The following is a 17,921-nucleotide window of genomic DNA, read 5'->3' as shown; positions in this document are numbered from 1 at the left end:
GAGCGTAACTTATGAAGATTATATTCTGAGATTCATAGTCTGCCAAAAAAAACATTATAAGTTCAAAGAAAACAATAGTTTGTATTATTCCTTGTGCAGACATTAAAAGAGTTAGGGTGAATGCGGGTGGTGATATTAAATTTCTATACATAGACTTGTGATCTTTAGATAGCTGAGCTCTATTGTTCTTTCCGGAAAGAACAATGGTAGAAAGGATCATAAATAAGACGATCAAAAAAATACTAAGCAGGATAGATATTCTAAATGTAAAGCTTATAAAACCGGAGAAATAAATAGATAAGTAAATGTTCCAGCAAAACCACTAAAAAAAGTAAGATATATAATGTTTTTTCTAAATTCTAAAATACTTTCGGTTGTTTGTGCAAAATAAGCAATAGTGCCATCGAGCATTAGGAAAGCAAGGCTTAGGCCAATTGAAATTGAGAATATAATCAAAATAAAAGAGTTTATCTGAATAAACAAAAGAGAAAAGGCAATTATCGCTAATATATATCCAAATATAATCCCTATATACGCCCCATAAGTATTGATAATAATCCCAGCAATTAATGAGCCTAACCCCCATGAAATCATAACTATAATTAAAACCCACTGATAGGATAATGTTGGAATGTTAATGCTACTGATTGCTGCATCATATACACTAGGAATGCTATAGAATAATAACCCAGGCATGATTAGTTGGGATATGTAAATTATAAGCTTTTTATGTCGTTCACTCATTTGTTAGCATCTGAAATTTAGAAGCATATCGTTTACCAAGTTCAATTAAAGATTCTGAGTTTAAATGAATCATGTCTTTGTTGGAGCTCAGATCTATGGATGATGCTACTTTGAAACTCTTTAGTTGATTTTCTAATGTATGTAATTGATCATTTACAATATCTGAAAATGGAAAGCGATGGTCAAGGAAGCCACCTAATTCTCCACTAATTATAGGGAGTTCAGGATAGTTTAGATCTTTTCTTAAGTAGCGAATTATGAATTTAAGTCTATCGGCATAACTTGAAGCTCTTAATATATTCTTTGACTCACTTTCACCGTGATGCCATAATATTCCTTTAATCTCGTCGTATTTAACTTCAGCACTTTTTAATGTGGTAAATATTCTGTCGTAAAGTACAGAATAAGGCATCCAGTCATTTATGCTAGTACTTGCTACAGCTAAAGGGATTAAGCTTATATTATTAACTTTTTGAGAGTTAGTAATGAGTTGGTTTGCAAAGCTCATTGCTAAACCTATACCAGCATTAGGATTATCAAGATGCAAAGGTTCTTTTGCGGTTGACCATTTGTTATCATTAAAGACACTAATTTGCTTATTTTCAATAAATAGGGATTTATCTAAATTTCCAAGGCCAACCATATTTGACTGACCTAATAATAGAAACACATTTTTTTTACTCATTATCTACCTTTTTTATTTTAAACTAGCTTTTGCACTTTTCCATGCTTTTTTCTCAGCCTTAGGGGCAGCTCTTACTTCTTTATTTTCACTATATCTGGTGTGTAGAAACTCTCCATTACCTTGGAATAAAATGCAGTATTTGAATAGCTCTTCCATTACATCGATAACTCTGTCACGATTACTAGAGTCTTTCATTGAGCCATCTTCATTAAATGCAGTATATGCCAAAGGAACTGACGATTGGTTGGGGATAGTAATCATACGCATCCATCTGCCAAGTATTCGCATTTGATTAAGAGTATTAAATGATTGCGAGCCTCCATTTACTTGCATAAGAGCTAACAGTTTACCTTGAGTTGGTCTTACAGCACCTAAAGATAAAGGCATCCAGTCGATGATGTTTTTAAATACAGCAGACATAGCACCGTGTACTTCTGGAGATGTCCAAACCATAGCATCTGCCCAATTCATTAATTTTCTCATTTCTTTTACTGATTCAGGAAGTAAACTTTGATCAGGGTTTTGAGTTAAGCTTATATCTGCTAGTGGTAAATTGTGAGGATGAAAAATTTTCACTTCAGCACCAAATGATTCCACTATTTTCATAGCTTCTTTTGTTAAAAGAAGACTATAAGATGTTTTCCTCAAAGAGCCATATAAAAATAGAATTTTAGGTTTTTTTTTATCTTTAGCAGTTTGAGTTAGTTGAGAAGCAACAGATTGTACTGAGTGATTTAGATTTATTGTAGACATTTATTTTCTTAATTTTGTTTATCGTAAATACACGATAAACAAAATGTGTCATTTTTTCAATCTTTTTTTTACAAACCTGAAAAATATTAATAAGTTTATCTTATAAGATAAATAAGTAATTAGTATTAGTATTAATTCTTATAATTTAATATTATATATTGGTATAATCAATATTGATTTTTATGATTTAAATATAAACCAAAGGAAAAAAACAGATGCTTAAAAAAATTGTAATAGCTCTAGGAACTTCTAGTTTGTTGTTTGCTTCTAGTGGAGTGGCAGGCGAAAAAGCTAAGCCAACAGGTGAAACTAAAGCACCATCAGCTAGCCAAAATACTACGCCGCAGCTGAATTTATCACCACTGCGTAATTTAAATACAGTTGATAGCCCTATGGGGAGTGACTATAGTTATCGTGAAGCGTTTAAAAAAGTTAATATTGATGAATTAAAAGCGGATATGAAAGAGCTTCTTACTAAATCACAAGACTGGTGGCCAGCAGATTTTGGTAATTACGCACCTTTCTTTGTTAGACTGTCATGGCATGATGCGGGTACTTATAGAGTATCTGATGGTCGTGGTGGAGCTAATCGTGGCCAGCAAAGATTCTCGCCATTAAACAGTTGGCCAGATAATGTAAACCTTGATAAAGCTCGCCAACTTTTATGGCCAATTAAGCAAAAATATGGTGATGCTGTTTCGTGGTCTGATTTGATTGTGCTAGCAGGTACGGTATCTTTAGAATCTATGGGTATGGAACCAATTGGTTTTGCATTTGGTAGAGAAGATGACTGGCAGGGTGATGATACTGATTGGGGTGTTTCTCCTGAAGTATTATCTAGTAATGTTAAAAATGGTAAGCTTATAAAACCTTTCTCTGCTACAGAAATGGGTTTAATCTATGTAAACCCAGAAGGTCCAGATGGCATACCTGATAAGAAAAAAGCTGGTAGTGCAATTCGTCAAGCCTTTAGTGGTATGGGAATGAATGATAAAGAGACTGTTGCTTTGATAGCAGGTGGTCACGCATTTGGTAAAACTCATGGAGCAGTACCAAAAAAAGATCTTGAGAAAGATATTGGTCCAGCACCAGATAAAGCTCCAATTGAGCAGCAAGGATTAGGTTGGCATAATAGCTATGGTAGTGGTAATGCTGATGATACTATGGGTAGTGGTCTTGAAGGTTCATGGACATCTACGCCAACTCATTGGAATTCAACTTTCCTAGATAACTTATATAATCTAGATTGGAAGAAAACATTATCTCCAGCAGGAGCTCATCAGTGGACTCCAACAAACTCAAAAGAGAGCGATATGGTTCCTGATGCACATAAGCCAGGTGTAAAACATAAGCCTATGATGTTTACAACTGATTTGGCTCTTAGAGAAGATCCTAAGTTTAATAAATATGCTGAAGAATTCCATAAAAACCCTAAAGAATTTAAGAAAGAATTTGCTAAAGCATGGTTCAAACTGACTCATAGAGATATGGGGCCAGCTTCAAGATATATGGGTTCATGGGTTCCTAAGCAAACATTTGCATGGCAAGATCCTGTGCCTAAGGCTGATTATAAGCAAGTATCTAAAAAAGACATTTTACAGCTTGAAGAGATGGTTGCTAAATCTGGATTATCTAAGCAACAACTTATTAAAGCTGCTTGGGCTTCTGCATCAACTTATCGTAAGACTGACTATAGAGGCGGTGCTAATGGTGCAAGAATTGCATTGGCTCCAGAAAAAGATTGGGCGATGAATGAGCCAAAAAATCTTGAATTAGTCTTAACTAAATTAAAAGAAATCCAAACTAAGTTTAATAAAAGCAAAACTGATGGAACTAAGGTTTCATTGGCAGATTTAATTGTTTTAGCTGGTAATATGAGTGTAGAAGAAGCAGCTAATGAAGCAGGCTTCAATATCGAGATTCCATTTGCACCAGGTAGAACAGATGCGACTCAAAAACAAACTGATGTTAAATCTATCAACTACTTAAAAACTAAGTCTGATGGTTTTATAAACTATACAGATGGTAGTGTAAGTCCAGACAAGCTTCCACAAGCATTAGTTGAAAAAGCTAGTATGTTAGATTTAAATGTTCCAGAAATGACTGTTTTAGTTGGTGGTATGCGTGCATTAGATGTTAACTATAAAGATTGTCAAGATGGTGTATTTACATCAAAAGCAGGACAACTTGATAACTCATTCTTTGTGAACTTACTTGATATGTCTACAAAATGGGAGAAATCTGATAAGCCAGGCGAATATGTTGGTATTAACAGAAAGACAGGTGATGCTAGATGGACAGCTTCATCAGTAGACTTAATCTTTGGTTCTAATTCAGAGCTTAAAGCTGTAGCTCAAGTTTACGCTGAGAAAGGTAATGAGCAAAAGTTTGTGAATGATTTTGCTAAAGCTTGGCATAAAGTCATGATGAATGGCAGGTTTGATTATCAAAGTAATCCAAGTTCAAAAAAAACAACTTATGATAATGTTATTATCTAATTGCTAAGATATCTTTAAAAATATTCTTTAATTATCCGGCTTTAGCAATCACTTTATTGTTAGACCATGTGAGATTGATTTTCTATATTGATCAGTATCAAGTTTAAGGACTTGTTCTAGTGTTCGTTCAAGATTTTGTCTGCTTTTATCACTAATATTATAGATGCGAATCTCTGCTTGATCATCATTCTTATCACTATTTATCATGAACTCATAAGGGTTTTTAGGTGAGTTAACTCTTCTAATAACAACGGCTGTTTCCCTGAAAGGTAGGTCGATACATTTACCATCCGTAGAATCTTTTGAGTTGCAATATTTATGGCTATTAGAGTCGATAGAAGACATACTGTCAAGATCACCTACATCCCACAATCATTAGCTATTTCTTCAGTGTATAGGGTATTGTTTGATTCATTCGAGATTTTATTCTGAACACATTTTATTATCAGTAGTTTCCTGGTCACTATTAGCATAACATGTACTCCTAATAGACTAATTAGTAGACTTGTATATAGCTTTTTCATAAAATATGATCCTAAAATGAATGCAGAGAATTAATTATGATTTTGATTTTTAAAGGTATAGTGAGCATGGATGTGTTTTTTAAGAATTTAATGCTTTTTTCTTTGGAGTGTTAGCGTTCCCATCACAATCAAACAGCCCCATCCTAACATAAGAGTGGTTCCTCCTATTGGAGCTAATCTTAACGCTTGAGATAGGTTAAATATTACGAAGCAATATATACTAAAACTAAACATCAAAGTACCCAGGATAAATAGTATAGAGCTAAGCTTTAGAAATATACTGTTTGCTATGTTGTGAGCTGTAAGTGAAACTAGGCCTATAACAGTTATTAAAATAGCATAGAGTTGATTATAGCGAATCGCGGTCATTAGCATATCAAAATGTTCACTAGAAATATGTGTTTTTAATCCATGCTCGGCATAGGCTCCTATCGCTACAGATATAAGTCCTAGTATAGCTCCAATTATTAAAGTCATTATTTCTCTCCTTTGTTTGGTGTTATTTTACAGTAACTTAGTCTTTTAAATCTCCAGCTTGCAAAAGCTTTGTATGCTGTGTTTGAGATTTGTTTAATTATTGGTAATGAAACTATTGTTGCAAGTATTTTCCAATATTTTAATTGTTGCCATATCAAAATAAATGAATCTAAGCCAATAAATAAGTTACCTTCATTATCTCTAGTATGTAAAAGCTTTAGAGTGTCATTATATTCAAGATTTTCATTTACTAAAGTATCTGTAGATGTTGTTATATCTATCCATTTAAATATATTTTCAGGGGCTACTCTTTTGTAGTATCTAATTTCTCTTGAGCAGAGACCACATTTTCCATCATAAAAAACTTTTATCATTATGGGATGTTTTTATTTTGAGGAATGATTAATTGTAGTGGATATTGTCTGGAAAATGTAGATATTTAAGAATTGTATTTATAACAATTCTTAAAAGATATGATGATTATTTTATACCACTGTGTCGTAATAACGCATTTTCATTAGGCTTACGACCCATAAAGCCAACAAAGTTATCCATAGCATCTCGTGAAGATCCTTTTGAGATGATATTTTTAAGTAAATCATTTCCAACTAAATTGCTTAAAACACCTTCATCTTCAAACCTAGAGAATATATCGGATGATAAGATTTCTGCCCACTTATAGCTATAATATCCTGCAGCATAACCACCAGCAAAAATGTGTGAAAACCCATTTTGGAATTTATTGTAGCTAGGAGCAGACATAAGGTCTACGGTAGATCTTACTTTATCTAATTCCATTTGCACTTGTGAAGTTTTAGTAGCTTTTTTATAGTGAATGTTCATATCAAAAATTGCAAACTCAAGTTGGCGAACCATTGCCATTGCTGATTGGAAATGTCTTGTACCTATTAGTTTATCTATTTGCTGAGTTGTAAGAGCTTTACCGTCACGAGAGCCAGACATTAAGTCTAAACCTTCTTTGCACCAACAAAAGTTTTCCATAAATTGACTTGGTAGCTCGACAGCGTCCCACTCAACACCATTTGTACCAGATATAGATGGGATGCTAACTTTTGATAATATGTGGTGTAGAGCATGGCCAAATTCATGAAATAGCGTTACTACATCATTATGCGTAAGGTTTGCACCATCTTTTGAAGGTGGCATAAAGTTACAGTTTACATAGGCAACAGGCATTTGCTGTGAGCCATCAGACTTTATGAAAGCAGTACGAGAGCCATCCATCCAAGCACCACCGCGTTTATTGTCGCGTGCGAAATAGTCACAAATAATAGTACCAACATAGTTATTATTAGAATAAAAATCTAGTGTACGTTGTTCCTCAATATACTTTTTGTAGCTAGAGTTTTCTCTAACTTCTAAACCGTATATTTTATTTAGAATATCAAATAAACCTTGTTGTACTTTTTCTAGTGGGAAGTATTCACGTAACTCTTCAGCGGTAAAATCATATTTAGCTTTTTTGAGTTTTTCTGAATAATACCCAGTATCCCAAGGTTGGAATTCATCTTCAAAGCCAGATTCTTTGGCAAATTCGCGTAATTCATTAAGCTCATCTTTTGCTTGTAACTTTGATTTTTCTAATAAATTATTTAGTAACTCTAAAACTTGTTTAGGAGTTTCAGCCATTTTTGTGTAAAGTGAATAATCAGCATAGCTATCAAAACCAAGTAATTGAGTTTTTTCTATGCGTAATTTAAGGATTTTCTCGATATTATCATCATTATTAAAGCTTTTATTTTCAGCTTCAGCTGATGCTTTAGTACAAAATGCTTTATAAAAAGTCTTTCTTAGCTTTCTGTTATCGGCTTGTTGCATAACTGCTAGATATGTCGGTATATCTATTCCTAAAGCATATTTGCTTTTAGACTCTTTTTGTTTTGCTTTTTCAATTGCTGCAGAGATAGTATTTTCAGGTAATCCTTTAAGTTCAGCTTCATTATCTGTTTCGTAAACCCAGCTCATAGTTGCATCTAAAACATTATTTTCAAAGCTGGTTGTTAGCTTTGCTAATTCTTGAGATATTTCTTGTAGTCGTTTTCTCTTTGATTCTTCAAGGTCTACTCCCGATGCTTCAAAACCTTTTATAGCTTTCTTGACAGTCTGAGCTTGCTCAGAGTTTAAATCTTGCTTTTGTACTTGTTTATAGGCGTTAAAGAGATCTTTATTTTGACCAACTTTCGTATAAAACTCTGTGAGCTTAGATATAGCATACTCATATCCATCACGTAATTCTGGAGTATTACAAACGGCATTTAAATGAGATATTGTTGAGCATATTTGTGTGATTTTTTCATCATCTTCTTCTAGCTTAAGTAAGTCTACCCATGATATTTGTCGTTGTTTTAATGTGTTATCAAGGTTAGTTTGTGCTGTTGTAAGACTTTCATCAATTGCTGCTTTTATTTCATCAGCATTAAAATTAGCGAGGTTAGGTAGATCAGAATAAGTTAGTAATGAGTTCATGTTTTCTCCGAACTGGTTTAGATATATAATATTATATAAGTTCAAATATCAGTTATATCAAGGTTTATTTTATGATGAGTTTACAAGAAGAAAGAAATGATGCGGAGCTTTATTTTATAGAATATAAGCCTGGTAATATAAGGTTAAATGTAGGGAGCTATAGTCAAGCAGTAATAGTATCGTCACAAAAGGTAGTCGAATATGATAATAATATAATCAAGCTTAATGACATAAATAGCGATCATCTTGATATATTGCTCAAAGATAGCCCTGAGGTTATATTGATTGGTACAGGCTCAAAACAAGAACTTCCAATTATAGATATCATAGCTAAATTAGCAAATGCTGGCAAAAGTGTAGATTTTATGGCAAGTGAGAAGGCTTGCAAAACCTATAACCTTTTAGTAAATGAGGGGAGAAGTGTAGGCTGTATCATAATTTGATGTAGAACGGTTTATTTGTATGGCAATAGTGCTATAATGCAATTGAAGACTAAAAATTTTTTAATCATAAGAATGGAGAATGCTATGAAAAATATAATTAAATTTGGAGCTATTACGATGACGGTTGCAGCTTTAGCAAGTTGCTCAACATTTGGATTTGGGGATGATTCTAAATCAGCAAATACTAGTGATTCAGCTAATGATACTCAAACAGTACAAGTAAACCCAGATGCTGTAAGTGCAGATTCTTCAACTCCAGTATCTAAGATTAGTTTAAAGCAGGATGGTGACCAACTTAAGGCGACTATTTATACAACGTATAATAACAATCCAAACGGTAGTGTAAAACTTCAGTGGAAAGCACCTAAAGGCACTAAGTGCTACGACACTAGCTTCCCAATCACTAAATATGGTGAGAAAAATGATATGACTTGGGCTACTGTTCAAGTTAAGCAAGGCAAAAATGAATGTAAAGGTGATTGGACTGCAAATGTTGAGTTTGATGGAGACATTATCGCAACGGATACATTGAACGTTAACTAATCTACATTTATATAAAAAATAAAAAGGGTTTCTATGAAAAAAATAGGATTATTCGTTGTTTGTATATCTTTAAGCATTATGCTGAGTTCTTGTGTGACAAGTACACAAGATCAGATTAATGATCTACAGCTTACTCAAAAACAATTGCAAAATAAAGCATCTGAAAGTCTTGCTAATATCCAGGTACTTAAAGATAAGGTTGTTAAATATAGAGCAGAAGCTGATGAACTACAGAAAAAATCTGACAAAATGGATAAAGATATATCTGATTTGAAAGTTGCGTATGGGCAATTTGAAGATCCAAATAATGATAGTGCCATAGCTGTAAATAGTGAACTTGTATCTAAAGTGAAACAAAAGGTCGATATTGATGAAAAAATTAATAAATATCGATCTCAAGCAAACACATTTGCCTCACAGATAACTCAGCTAAAAGCAACATCTCAAACTCAAGCTAATCAAGCCTCAAAAATATCATCACAAATAGCACAACTTAGCTCTAAAAAGTAAATAGTTGTTTTACTTATTAGCACATGATGATAGAATTTCTACTAAGATTATAAGTGTTTATAGCGTTATGACTAAACTACAAAAAATATTTGTTTCTTTAGGTTGTATTTCAGTGATGTTGATAGCTGGTTGTGCTACAGATTCAGTTGAAAAACTTGCTAAACTAGAGAAAACTCAGCAGCAGACACAACAAGAATTATTGGATGCAAAAAAGCAGCTTAAAGAGGCTAATTTAAAAGTCCAAAAATATAATGAGCTAACTGATAAATATGAAAAATTAATTAAAGAGCAGACAACTAATTTAAAAGAATTAGAAGAGGAGTATGTCTTATTAAAAAATAAAAAAGACTCTAGCAAACAAGCAGTAAAAAGTAAACTTATGGAGTCTGCTCAGAAATCCGTTGTCTTACAAAGAAGGCTGAAAAGATACTCATCAAAAATAGATACATATGAGAAAAAATCAGAGAAGTTAGAAGAAAAAGTAAAAGCAACAGAAGTTTCTGTAAAAGAAACAAATAATGAAATCAGCAAGATAAAGAAAGAAATCGTAAAAGCTACTTTTGAAGAAAATCAAAGAGAAGTTAAAGAGGTTAAGGCTAAGGTTTCTGGTACCTCAGATTAATATAAAAACATAATAATAAACAGGTAATTAAATGAAGAAAATACTTTTAATGTCACTATCAGCATTAGCTTTAAGTAGCTGTAGTTCATATCATGCATTTATGGATAAGATGTACAGCTCAGATGAATCTATATCTATAAACCCTGATGATACTCTTGAAAACCCAGATCAAGATGGTGAAAATGTTACAACTGTTAACCCTTCTGCCACTCTTAAGATAGTTTATGTTGCGAAAACAAATGAAATAGATGCTAATATAATAACAAACTGGAATGATGCGCCACAAGGTTCAATTTATTTGACTTGGACAGCACCTAAAGAAAGTAATTGCTATAGTACTTCTTTCCCGATAACTAAATATAAAGAAGACCAAGACTACACTAAAGACAGTCAAAGTGTGATGGCTGATGATATAGTTTGTAAGGGTAAGTGGTCTGTTTCGCTTGTAAATAAATCAGATAATTCGATCTTAGCTAAAAAGACTATCAATATAGAATAATTTTTCCTAAAGATTTAATGAAATAATTTTGCTAAACTATAACAAAATTATTTATAACTATAAGTTAATGAACACTTTAACAAAAAAAATAGCCTTCAGCGACATTATATTCGCCTTTCTATGTATATCGCTATTTATCGTTTTTTTAATGCCTTTTGAACATTTTACTTCATTAAATCTAGTCGATATATCTTCTGGCAGTGGTAAAAAATTTTTAAATGATCTAACTAGTGCTAACATAGGATTGTTTATACATAGGTATTATATTTTTTACTATAGCCTTTGCATCAGTAGTTTAGCAATACTTCTTAATAAAAAAATATTATTTGATGTTATCGATTATTTTAAAGGGTTTAGTAGGGTAGTTAAATCAGGGATACTTTTATTTTTTACTTTTGGGATAATTTCTTCTTGTTTTGCTTTCTCACCATCTATAGCAATTAAAGGCGTTGGATTGACATTCTTACAGTTTATAAATGTACTATTTGTGGCTCGCTATATTCAAGAAAAACAATATGGTGTAGAGATTTTTTATAAAATTGTAATGCTATCATTAATTTTCTTTGGTGGTACTTTAGCATTACAGTTATGGTTATCAAACTACTCAGTTTATGGATCTGTCGTAGCAGGAAATATACAGAAAGTACTTTTATATCTATACAACTGTTTGAATCCTAGATTTTTGGATAATTATTTTAGTTGGTTTCTGCCATTGCTTTTATTACCGTGGTTTATCGACATGAGACCTATCTATAAGATTGGTTCATTTATAGCAATTACAGTAGTTTGGTTTGTACTTATAAACCACGCTTTTAGAACTATATATGCTGAATATATAGTCATTTTACCGTTACTATTTATCTATTCTAAGAAGTATTTTAAAGTAACTGTTACGGTATTCGTTCTAGCGTTTAGTTTAGCGTATTTAATTGATTATGCTTATACTAGTTATATTTTATCTTCAGGAACATCGCAAGTTTCAACCTTGATGAGATATGGTACAAGTGGCAGATTATCTTTGTGGCATGAAGCATTTCTAATAGGTCTAAATCACCCACTAACAGGTATAGGACAGTGGAATTATTTGGTTTATACTAAATATTCTGCTGGGTATCCTCATAACTTACTTTTAGAGATATGGTCACAATGGGGTATACCTGCATTTATAGGCGCTGCTGCCGTAATATTAGTTTCAATTAAAAATCTGTTCAAACAAAGAGTTGAGATTTGTGCTAATCCATTGCACTGTATATTTATCATGATGTTTACGGCTGGGATGGTTGATGGAATGTTAAATGCGATGTTTAAAACTTCTTTAGGTCTTTTTGGCTCCGTATTTATTTTTGGTTTTTGTTTATCAATCTTTAAATCGAAGAGTTTAAACGCAGTAAAAGATAATTCATCAACCTTATATGTAATACTAACTGCTGTTTTGGTATTGGGCAGTATTTTTTGTATTACTATTTTACCTCTTATATTTAAGCCAATGTGGATTTAGCTGCAAAACTGCTATGAATCTTTTGTGATTATATTTTACATCATGATTTGTCTATTATAGAATTAGCTTCTAGAGTATTTTCTCAAGGAAGAAAACATGAAAAAACTAAGAATAATTATAGTTGGTGTTGCGGCTGCTTTAGCGTTAAATGCATGCTCGCAAAACAGTAGTATGGCTGAAGACCTCAACTCTGCAAGTGATAGTGTTGTGAGATTCGTAAATGGTACATTTTCTGCACAGATAGATAATAGTGATGTTAAGAGTGTCTATGACGCAACTATTTTAGCTTTGGGTAATAACAGTGACTATAAAATTGTTAGTAAAGATGCTAAAGATAATATCGCTGAAATATCTGGCCAAGTTGAGTCTTCACAGCAACAGTTTAGTGTTAAAATAGTTAGAGATAATTACGATATTGTGAACATATATATCAAGATTGGAACTTTTGGAGATAAAGAGTCTTCAGTTATTTTACTTTCAGATATTAGAACCAACTTAGGACTATAACTATTTTGATGAAAACTCCTCGCGTATTATCAATACAATCTCATGTTGCTTATGGCTATGCTGGAAATAAGGCTGCAGTATTTGCTATGCAAAGGTTAGGGGTTGAAGTGTCTCCAATATATACAGTACAGCTTTCAAACCATACACAGTATGATGTTTTTAAAGGAGCTTTCTTCAGTGCTAAAGATATTCAGTCGATTATAGATGGACTGAAAGAGAATAGCTTCTTAGGTAAGCATGATGCGTTATTGTCGGGGTACATTGGTAATATTGAAGTTGCTAAAGTTATTGCAAATACTGTTATAGATCTTAAAAAGCTAAATCCTAAAGCTATATATTGTTGTGATCCTGTTTTTGGAGATTTTTATGATCATAATGATGAAGGGCATATTTTTGCATCGAAAGATCATCCGCAAATGTTTTTAGAAAACTTACTACCAATAGCTGATATCGTTACCCCAAACTTATTTGAATTGTCTATACTAAGTGATACAGATATTAGCTCATATGATGATATTGTTATGGCCTGTGAAAATCTTATTAAAAAGACTAAAAATAAATCACAAACTATAATAGTTACAAGCACATCTTTTGATAAAAATAAGACTGGAATTGCTATTTACAAAGATGGTTTCTTTGAATATTTAGAATCTGCAAAATATATAGTACAGCCTAAAGTTAGTGGGTCTGGAGATATTACAGCTGCGATGTTTTTAAGCTATATATTAAAGGAAGAAAATTTTTCTAAAGCATTGCAAAATATTACTGTATGTTTAGATGGTATATTCAAAGTTACTCATAATATCAATAGTGATGAATTAGCATTAATTCAGGCACAAGATTATATAAAGTGATATAATCAATTCTATATACTGAAAAATATTTCATGTTTTTAAAAAATATTTTCAGACTCAAAATGATTAAAACTTAATTACAAGGAAGAGTAATGCAACATACCATAAAAGAAATTGCAGAACATTTGGGTGCGGAGCTTATTAATCCTAGCGAAAAAGTTGTCACAGGACTAAACTATGCTGACAAAGCACAAGAGGGAGAGCTTACTCTTATTAATAAGCTGGAGCATGTAAAACTCTTAGCTAAGTCAAAAGCTAGTGCGGCGTTGATTACAAAAGAGCTTAAAGATAGAGTTGTTGATATTAATGATAAGCCAATACTCATCGTTGAAAATGCAGATTTAGCAATGGCAAAAGTTTTAGAATATTTTGTAGATCCTGACCCTGAGCAAAATGGGATCCATCCAGCTGCTGTAGTTGACCCGTCAGCTAATATTGGTGAAAATGTATCTATAGGTGCTGGTACATATATTGGTAGAAATGTTAGCATTGGTGAAGGCACTATAATATATGCAAATGTTTCGATTTATGATAATGCTCAAGTAGGACCACAATGTATAATTTGGCCAAATGTAAGCATACGAGAAAGAACTATTATAGGTGCTTTTTGTAGACTTTATTCAGGTTGTAATGTTGGTAGTGATGGTTTTGGCTATCGTCCATCAGAGGATGGTCGTACTATAGTTCGAGTTCCGCATATTGGTAATGTTGTTTTAGGTAATTATGTAGATGTTGGGTCTGGTAGCTGTATAGATAATGCTAAATTTGGCTCGACAACAGTTGGTGATTTTACAAAGATAGATAATCTTGTGCAGATAGGACATAATGTAACTATTGGTAAGGGTTGTATGATCTGTGGACAAGCAGGAATTAGTGGCTCGGTAAATATTGGTGATGGTGTAATTATCGCTGGTAATGCAGGTATAAAGGATCATGTAAATATTGGTGATGGTGCAAGAGTTGGTGGTAAAGCTGGCGTTATGAAAGACATCCCTGCTGGTGAAAGCCATATGGGCTACCCAGCTTATGAAGGCCGTGAATTAATGAAGCAATGGGCTGCTATTCGCCACTTACCAGAAACTATGAAAAAGCTAAAAGCATTAGCTAAGACACTAAATATTGATCTGTAAGATTAGACTCTAATAGAGAGTTTATATTTGCTTTGCTTGATGTAAAACATAAAACCTCTAACTAGAGTTTTTTAAATAGATAATTCAAACCTGTATTCTGATAAAATATTTATATAGAACAAAATATTTTAAGATAATTACAATCATGGAAAAAATAACTTTTAAATCTCAAGGCTCATCTATCGCGGGCTTACTATATACACCTGAAAATTTTAATGAAAACAATAAATACCCTGCCATAGTTTTATGTCACGGTTTTGCTGGTTTCAAAGAAGTACTACTTCCTGCGTATGCAGAAGCTTTTGCAAAAGCTGGGTATATAGTTCTTAACTTCGACTATCGAGGATTTGGCGAAAGTGAAGGTGAAAGAGGGCGATTAGTACCTAAGCTACAGATAGAAGATATTCATGCTGCTACTGGCTATGTCGCTAGTTTAAATTTTGTGGATTCTGCTAAAATTGGACTATGGGGTACTTCGTATGGTGGTGCAAATGCAATAATTGCTGCAGCACAAAATGATCTTGTAAAGTGCTTATCGGTACAGCTAACTTTTGCTAATGGTGAAAGAGTAATCACTGGCGATATGTCTGAAGAAGAGAAAGAAAAGTTCTTTGGCATGATCGATAAAATGCTAGCTAAAAAAGAAAAGACTGGTAAAGAGATGATGGTACCTTTACATAAAGTACTTACAGATGAGCAATCAAAAGGCTTTTATGAAAGGTATAGTAAAGAGTATGATGCTTTTGATATTAAGATTCCATTTTTGACAGTTAATGAAACGATCTCACATAAGCCTGAAAATTATATCGGTGATTTAAAAATTCCTGTACTAATCACAGCTTCAGATACTGACTCTGTAAACCCTGTTGAGGAGTCGCATATACTTTATGAAAAAGCTAATCAGCCAAAGGAGCTTATGGTTTTAGAAGGTGTTAGTCACTATGAATGCTATGAGGGAGAACCTTTAAAGAAAATACTTGCTAAGCAGATTGCTTGGTTTGATGAGTATATTAAGTAGTTTTTAACCCTCCTCATAAATATATTTTATAAATATTTCACCTAAATCTGTGATTTCTGGATTATGATACTCTAACTGCTGAACAAATTCAGAAAATTGAGGCTCTTTTTTGAACAATAATCCTTTGCTTATTAGGTTACTAATATAGATTTTTTCTAAACTTTTGTGATAACGAAAGTCATCTTCTAAACCTTCAAAAACCTGCTTATATTTTGTAAATGTTTCAGCTTGGTTTGGATAATCATAATGTACAAAAGTTGCTAAATATAAAATTTCTCTTTCATCAAGATCTGAAATAAACCTAATAAACATATTATTATATATCACTTCCCTAGAGACATTATCTAACCCTTTTACTACAAGGTTTTTAATATATTCTTTCTTATTACTTATACTTGGCTTAGCAGCTTCATTCATTAATTCTGAGAAGATATACTCAAACTTTTCATCTCCTTGTAGTTTTTCAAAAAATTGTACTGAAAGGGAAAGCTCATCAACTCTTTTTATAATACTCTCAAGAACATCGCATACTCTGTCAAGCCTCTGACCTTTTATTAAAAAACTTAAACCTTCTGCTATGCTTCCTACCCCAGGAAATAAATTAGCCATCATTTTTGAAACAGTTACTGAACTATCCAGCAAGTTAGGTTTAAACTTATCAATTTCTTTCTCGGTGCTCATAAAAAATACTTAGGTTAAATATTATCAAAACTCATGATTAAACTCTAAGCATTGACCTCTTTGGTCACTAATTACTTTACCTTTATGGTATTTCACAATACCATTGATGATAGTAGTTTGTACCTTTGATTTAAAGGTACGACCTGCAAATGGAGTCCAACCGCATTTGTAGTGACTGATTTCATCGGAACGAGTATGTGGTTCATTTAAGTTTACTAAAACTAAATCAGCGGCATAGCCTTCACGGATAAAGCCACGATCTTTTACTTTGTAAACTATCGCAGGGGCGTGAGCTGTCTTTTGAACTACTTGTTCAAGAGTTAAGAAACCATTATGATGATGCTCTAGTACAGAGATTAAGGCTTCTTCTACAAGTGGTAGTCCTGCAGGAGCTTTAAAGTAAGTACCTTGCTTTTCTTCCCAAGTATGCGGAGCGTGGTCTGTCGCGATTACATCGATAGTATCGTTTGCAACACATTCTAAAAGTTTCAAACGATCGCTTTCTTCTTTCACTGCAGGGTTACATTTTATCAAAGAACCTTTTTCTGCATAATCTTTGCGTGAGAAAAATAAATGATGAGCACAAACCTCTGCTGTAATGCGTTTTTTTTCTAATGGAATAGTATTATCAAAATGCACCATTTCTTCAGCTGTGGTTAGATGAAGTACATGAAGTCTTGAATTATATTTTCTAGCTAAAGAAACCGCTAAATCAGAAGACTTAAAACAAGCTTCTCTTGAGCGAATTTCTGCGTGTAAGTCAAATGGTACATCTTCACCGTATTTTTCACGAGCTTTATTTTCTAGCTCTGTAATCATCGGAGTATCTTCACAATGAGTCACTATAAGAAGAGGGCTGTCTTTAAAAAATCCTTCCAGTGTTTCTTTGTTGTTTACAAGCATATTACCTGTTGAAGCTCCCATAAATATCTTGATAGCACAAGCATCATTTGGCTTTAGGCGTTTTAGCTCTGCTACATTGTCATTTGTAGCACCAAGATAAAAAGCATAGTTTGCGTGAGATCTAGCCGCAGCGCGCTCTTTTTTCTCAGCTAATCGTTCAACAACAGTAGTTGCAGGGTTTACATTTGGCATTTCCATATAAGAAGTTATACCACCCATTACAGCAGCTTTTGATTCTGTCTCAATCTCGCCTTTGTGCATAAGACCAGGCTCTCTAAAATGCACCTGATCATCTATCATACCTGGCAATAAATGAAGTCCTGTAGCATCAATTACTTTACCAACTTCTTTTGAGATATTCTCAGCAACTTGTGCTATCTTGCCATTTTCAACAAGCACATCTGACTTAAAGCTTTTGCCTTCGTTGACAACAGTAGCATTTTTTATAAGTAGATTTTCATTAGACATTTTGATTTCTCCTTTTTCAGTTCCTAGATGAAAGTATAGCAAAAAAGTGCGCTACTTATTATAGGGTTTTAGGAAAT

General features: G+C 33.0%; 20 protein-coding genes. 11 read left to right on the top strand and 9 right to left on the bottom strand.

Annotated elements, in window-relative coordinates:
* Nucleotides 1-273: 273 nt before the first annotated feature.
* Genes FLM55_RS04700 through arsH form a run of 3 tightly spaced genes read right to left on the bottom strand, consistent with a single transcriptional unit; the run spans nucleotide 274 to nucleotide 2,182 of the window.
* Complete coding sequence (locus FLM55_RS04700) at nucleotides 274-744, bottom strand: hypothetical protein (RefSeq protein WP_178948275.1); 471 nt, start codon at nucleotides 742-744, stop codon at nucleotides 274-276.
* Nucleotides 737-1,429, bottom strand: a complete 693-nt coding sequence (locus FLM55_RS04695; protein WP_178948274.1) for a sialate O-acetylesterase — start codon at nucleotides 1,427-1,429, stop codon at nucleotides 737-739. The genes FLM55_RS04700 and FLM55_RS04695 overlap by 8 nt, the downstream gene beginning before the upstream one ends.
* Nucleotides 1,430-1,441: 12 nt before the next feature.
* Nucleotides 1,442-2,182, bottom strand: a complete 741-nt coding sequence (gene arsH / locus FLM55_RS04690) for an arsenical resistance protein ArsH (protein WP_178948273.1) — start codon at nucleotides 2,180-2,182, stop codon at nucleotides 1,442-1,444.
* 215 nt (nucleotides 2,183-2,397) lie between these two features.
* Between arsH and katG the strand changes: the two genes are divergently transcribed.
* Nucleotides 2,398-4,680 carry a catalase/peroxidase HPI gene (gene katG / locus FLM55_RS04685; RefSeq protein ID WP_178948272.1) on the top strand — a complete coding sequence of 761 codons (2,283 nt, stop codon included), beginning with the start codon at nucleotides 2,398-2,400 and terminating at the stop codon, nucleotides 4,678-4,680.
* Between the two features lie 48 nt (nucleotides 4,681-4,728).
* Here the strand turns inward: katG and FLM55_RS04680 are convergent, their stop codons facing one another.
* The 4 genes from FLM55_RS04680 to FLM55_RS04665 form a co-directional block, all read right to left on the bottom strand.
* Nucleotides 4,729-5,025 (bottom strand): hypothetical protein, encoded by a 297-nt coding sequence (locus FLM55_RS04680; RefSeq protein WP_178948271.1) that lies wholly within the window; start codon nucleotides 5,023-5,025, stop codon nucleotides 4,729-4,731.
* A gap of 266 nt (nucleotides 5,026-5,291) precedes the next feature.
* Nucleotides 5,292-5,681 (bottom strand): DUF423 domain-containing protein, encoded by a 390-nt coding sequence (locus tag FLM55_RS04675; RefSeq protein WP_178948270.1) that lies wholly within the window; start codon nucleotides 5,679-5,681, stop codon nucleotides 5,292-5,294.
* Nucleotides 5,681-6,055 carry a thiol-disulfide oxidoreductase DCC family protein gene (locus FLM55_RS04670; protein ID WP_178948269.1) on the bottom strand — a complete coding sequence of 125 codons (375 nt, stop codon included), beginning with the start codon at nucleotides 6,053-6,055 and terminating at the stop codon, nucleotides 5,681-5,683. Before FLM55_RS04670 ends, FLM55_RS04675 begins: the two co-directional genes overlap by 1 nt.
* Before the next feature lie 106 nt (nucleotides 6,056-6,161).
* The gene (locus FLM55_RS04665; protein WP_178948268.1) at nucleotides 6,162-8,168 is read right to left on the bottom strand and encodes a M3 family metallopeptidase; all 2,007 of its coding nucleotides are present in this window, start codon (nucleotides 8,166-8,168) and stop codon (nucleotides 6,162-6,164) included.
* 71 nt (nucleotides 8,169-8,239) lie between these two features.
* On the opposite strand from FLM55_RS04665, the gene FLM55_RS04660 reads away from it, so the two are divergent.
* The 10 genes from FLM55_RS04660 (at nucleotide 8,240) to FLM55_RS04615 (ending at nucleotide 15,792) form a co-directional block, all read left to right on the top strand.
* Complete coding sequence (locus FLM55_RS04660) at nucleotides 8,240-8,611, top strand: Mth938-like domain-containing protein (RefSeq protein WP_178948267.1); 372 nt, start codon at nucleotides 8,240-8,242, stop codon at nucleotides 8,609-8,611.
* An 84-nt stretch (nucleotides 8,612-8,695) separates the two neighbouring features.
* Nucleotides 8,696-9,154, top strand: a complete 459-nt coding sequence (locus FLM55_RS04655; RefSeq protein WP_178948266.1) for a TUL4 family lipoprotein — start codon at nucleotides 8,696-8,698, stop codon at nucleotides 9,152-9,154.
* 33 nt (nucleotides 9,155-9,187) lie between these two features.
* Nucleotides 9,188-9,664 (top strand): hypothetical protein, encoded by a 477-nt coding sequence (locus FLM55_RS04650; RefSeq protein ID WP_178948265.1) that lies wholly within the window; start codon nucleotides 9,188-9,190, stop codon nucleotides 9,662-9,664.
* Nucleotides 9,665-9,731: 67 nt separating this feature from the next.
* Nucleotides 9,732-10,286, top strand: coding sequence for a hypothetical protein (locus tag FLM55_RS04645; RefSeq protein WP_178948264.1), 555 nt, complete (start codon nucleotides 9,732-9,734; stop codon nucleotides 10,284-10,286).
* A gap of 31 nt (nucleotides 10,287-10,317) precedes the next feature.
* Entirely contained in the window at nucleotides 10,318-10,785 is a 468-nt protein-coding gene (locus tag FLM55_RS04640; protein WP_178948263.1) for a TUL4 family lipoprotein, read from the top strand.
* A gap of 67 nt (nucleotides 10,786-10,852) precedes the next feature.
* On the top strand, nucleotides 10,853-12,283 hold the full coding sequence (locus FLM55_RS04635) for an O-antigen ligase (RefSeq protein WP_256868925.1): 1,431 nt from the start codon (nucleotides 10,853-10,855) through the stop codon (nucleotides 12,281-12,283).
* A 96-nt stretch (nucleotides 12,284-12,379) separates the two neighbouring features.
* Nucleotides 12,380-12,790, top strand: a complete 411-nt coding sequence (locus FLM55_RS04630) for a DUF3568 family protein (protein ID WP_178948261.1) — start codon at nucleotides 12,380-12,382, stop codon at nucleotides 12,788-12,790.
* 8 nt (nucleotides 12,791-12,798) lie between these two features.
* Nucleotides 12,799-13,644: a pyridoxal kinase gene (pdxY, locus tag FLM55_RS04625; RefSeq protein WP_373193967.1), complete on the top strand. Its 846-nt coding sequence runs from the start codon at nucleotides 12,799-12,801 to the stop codon at nucleotides 13,642-13,644.
* A 92-nt stretch (nucleotides 13,645-13,736) separates the two neighbouring features.
* Nucleotides 13,737-14,774 (top strand): UDP-3-O-(3-hydroxymyristoyl)glucosamine N-acyltransferase, encoded by a 1,038-nt coding sequence (lpxD, locus tag FLM55_RS04620; protein ID WP_178948260.1) that lies wholly within the window; start codon nucleotides 13,737-13,739, stop codon nucleotides 14,772-14,774.
* A 79-nt stretch (nucleotides 14,775-14,853) separates the two neighbouring features.
* Complete coding sequence (locus tag FLM55_RS04615) at nucleotides 14,854-15,792, top strand: alpha/beta hydrolase (RefSeq protein WP_306293445.1); 939 nt, start codon at nucleotides 14,854-14,856, stop codon at nucleotides 15,790-15,792.
* 3 nt (nucleotides 15,793-15,795) lie between these two features.
* Here the strand turns inward: FLM55_RS04615 and FLM55_RS04610 are convergent, their stop codons facing one another.
* Both FLM55_RS04610 and FLM55_RS04605 read right to left on the bottom strand, forming a co-directional pair.
* Nucleotides 15,796-16,473, bottom strand: coding sequence for a hypothetical protein (locus FLM55_RS04610; protein WP_178948259.1), 678 nt, complete (start codon nucleotides 16,471-16,473; stop codon nucleotides 15,796-15,798).
* A gap of 24 nt (nucleotides 16,474-16,497) precedes the next feature.
* A complete protein-coding gene (locus FLM55_RS04605) occupies nucleotides 16,498-17,844 on the bottom strand; it encodes a dihydroorotase (RefSeq protein ID WP_178948258.1) in 1,347 nt (448 codons plus the stop codon).
* Nucleotides 17,845-17,921 lie beyond the last annotated feature (77 nt).

Source organism: Francisella sp. Scap27 (assembly GCF_013394105.1).
Classification (GTDB): Bacteria; Pseudomonadota; Gammaproteobacteria; order Francisellales; family Francisellaceae; genus Francisella; species Francisella adeliensis.
This window is presented reverse-complemented; position numbering and strand designations above follow the sequence as displayed.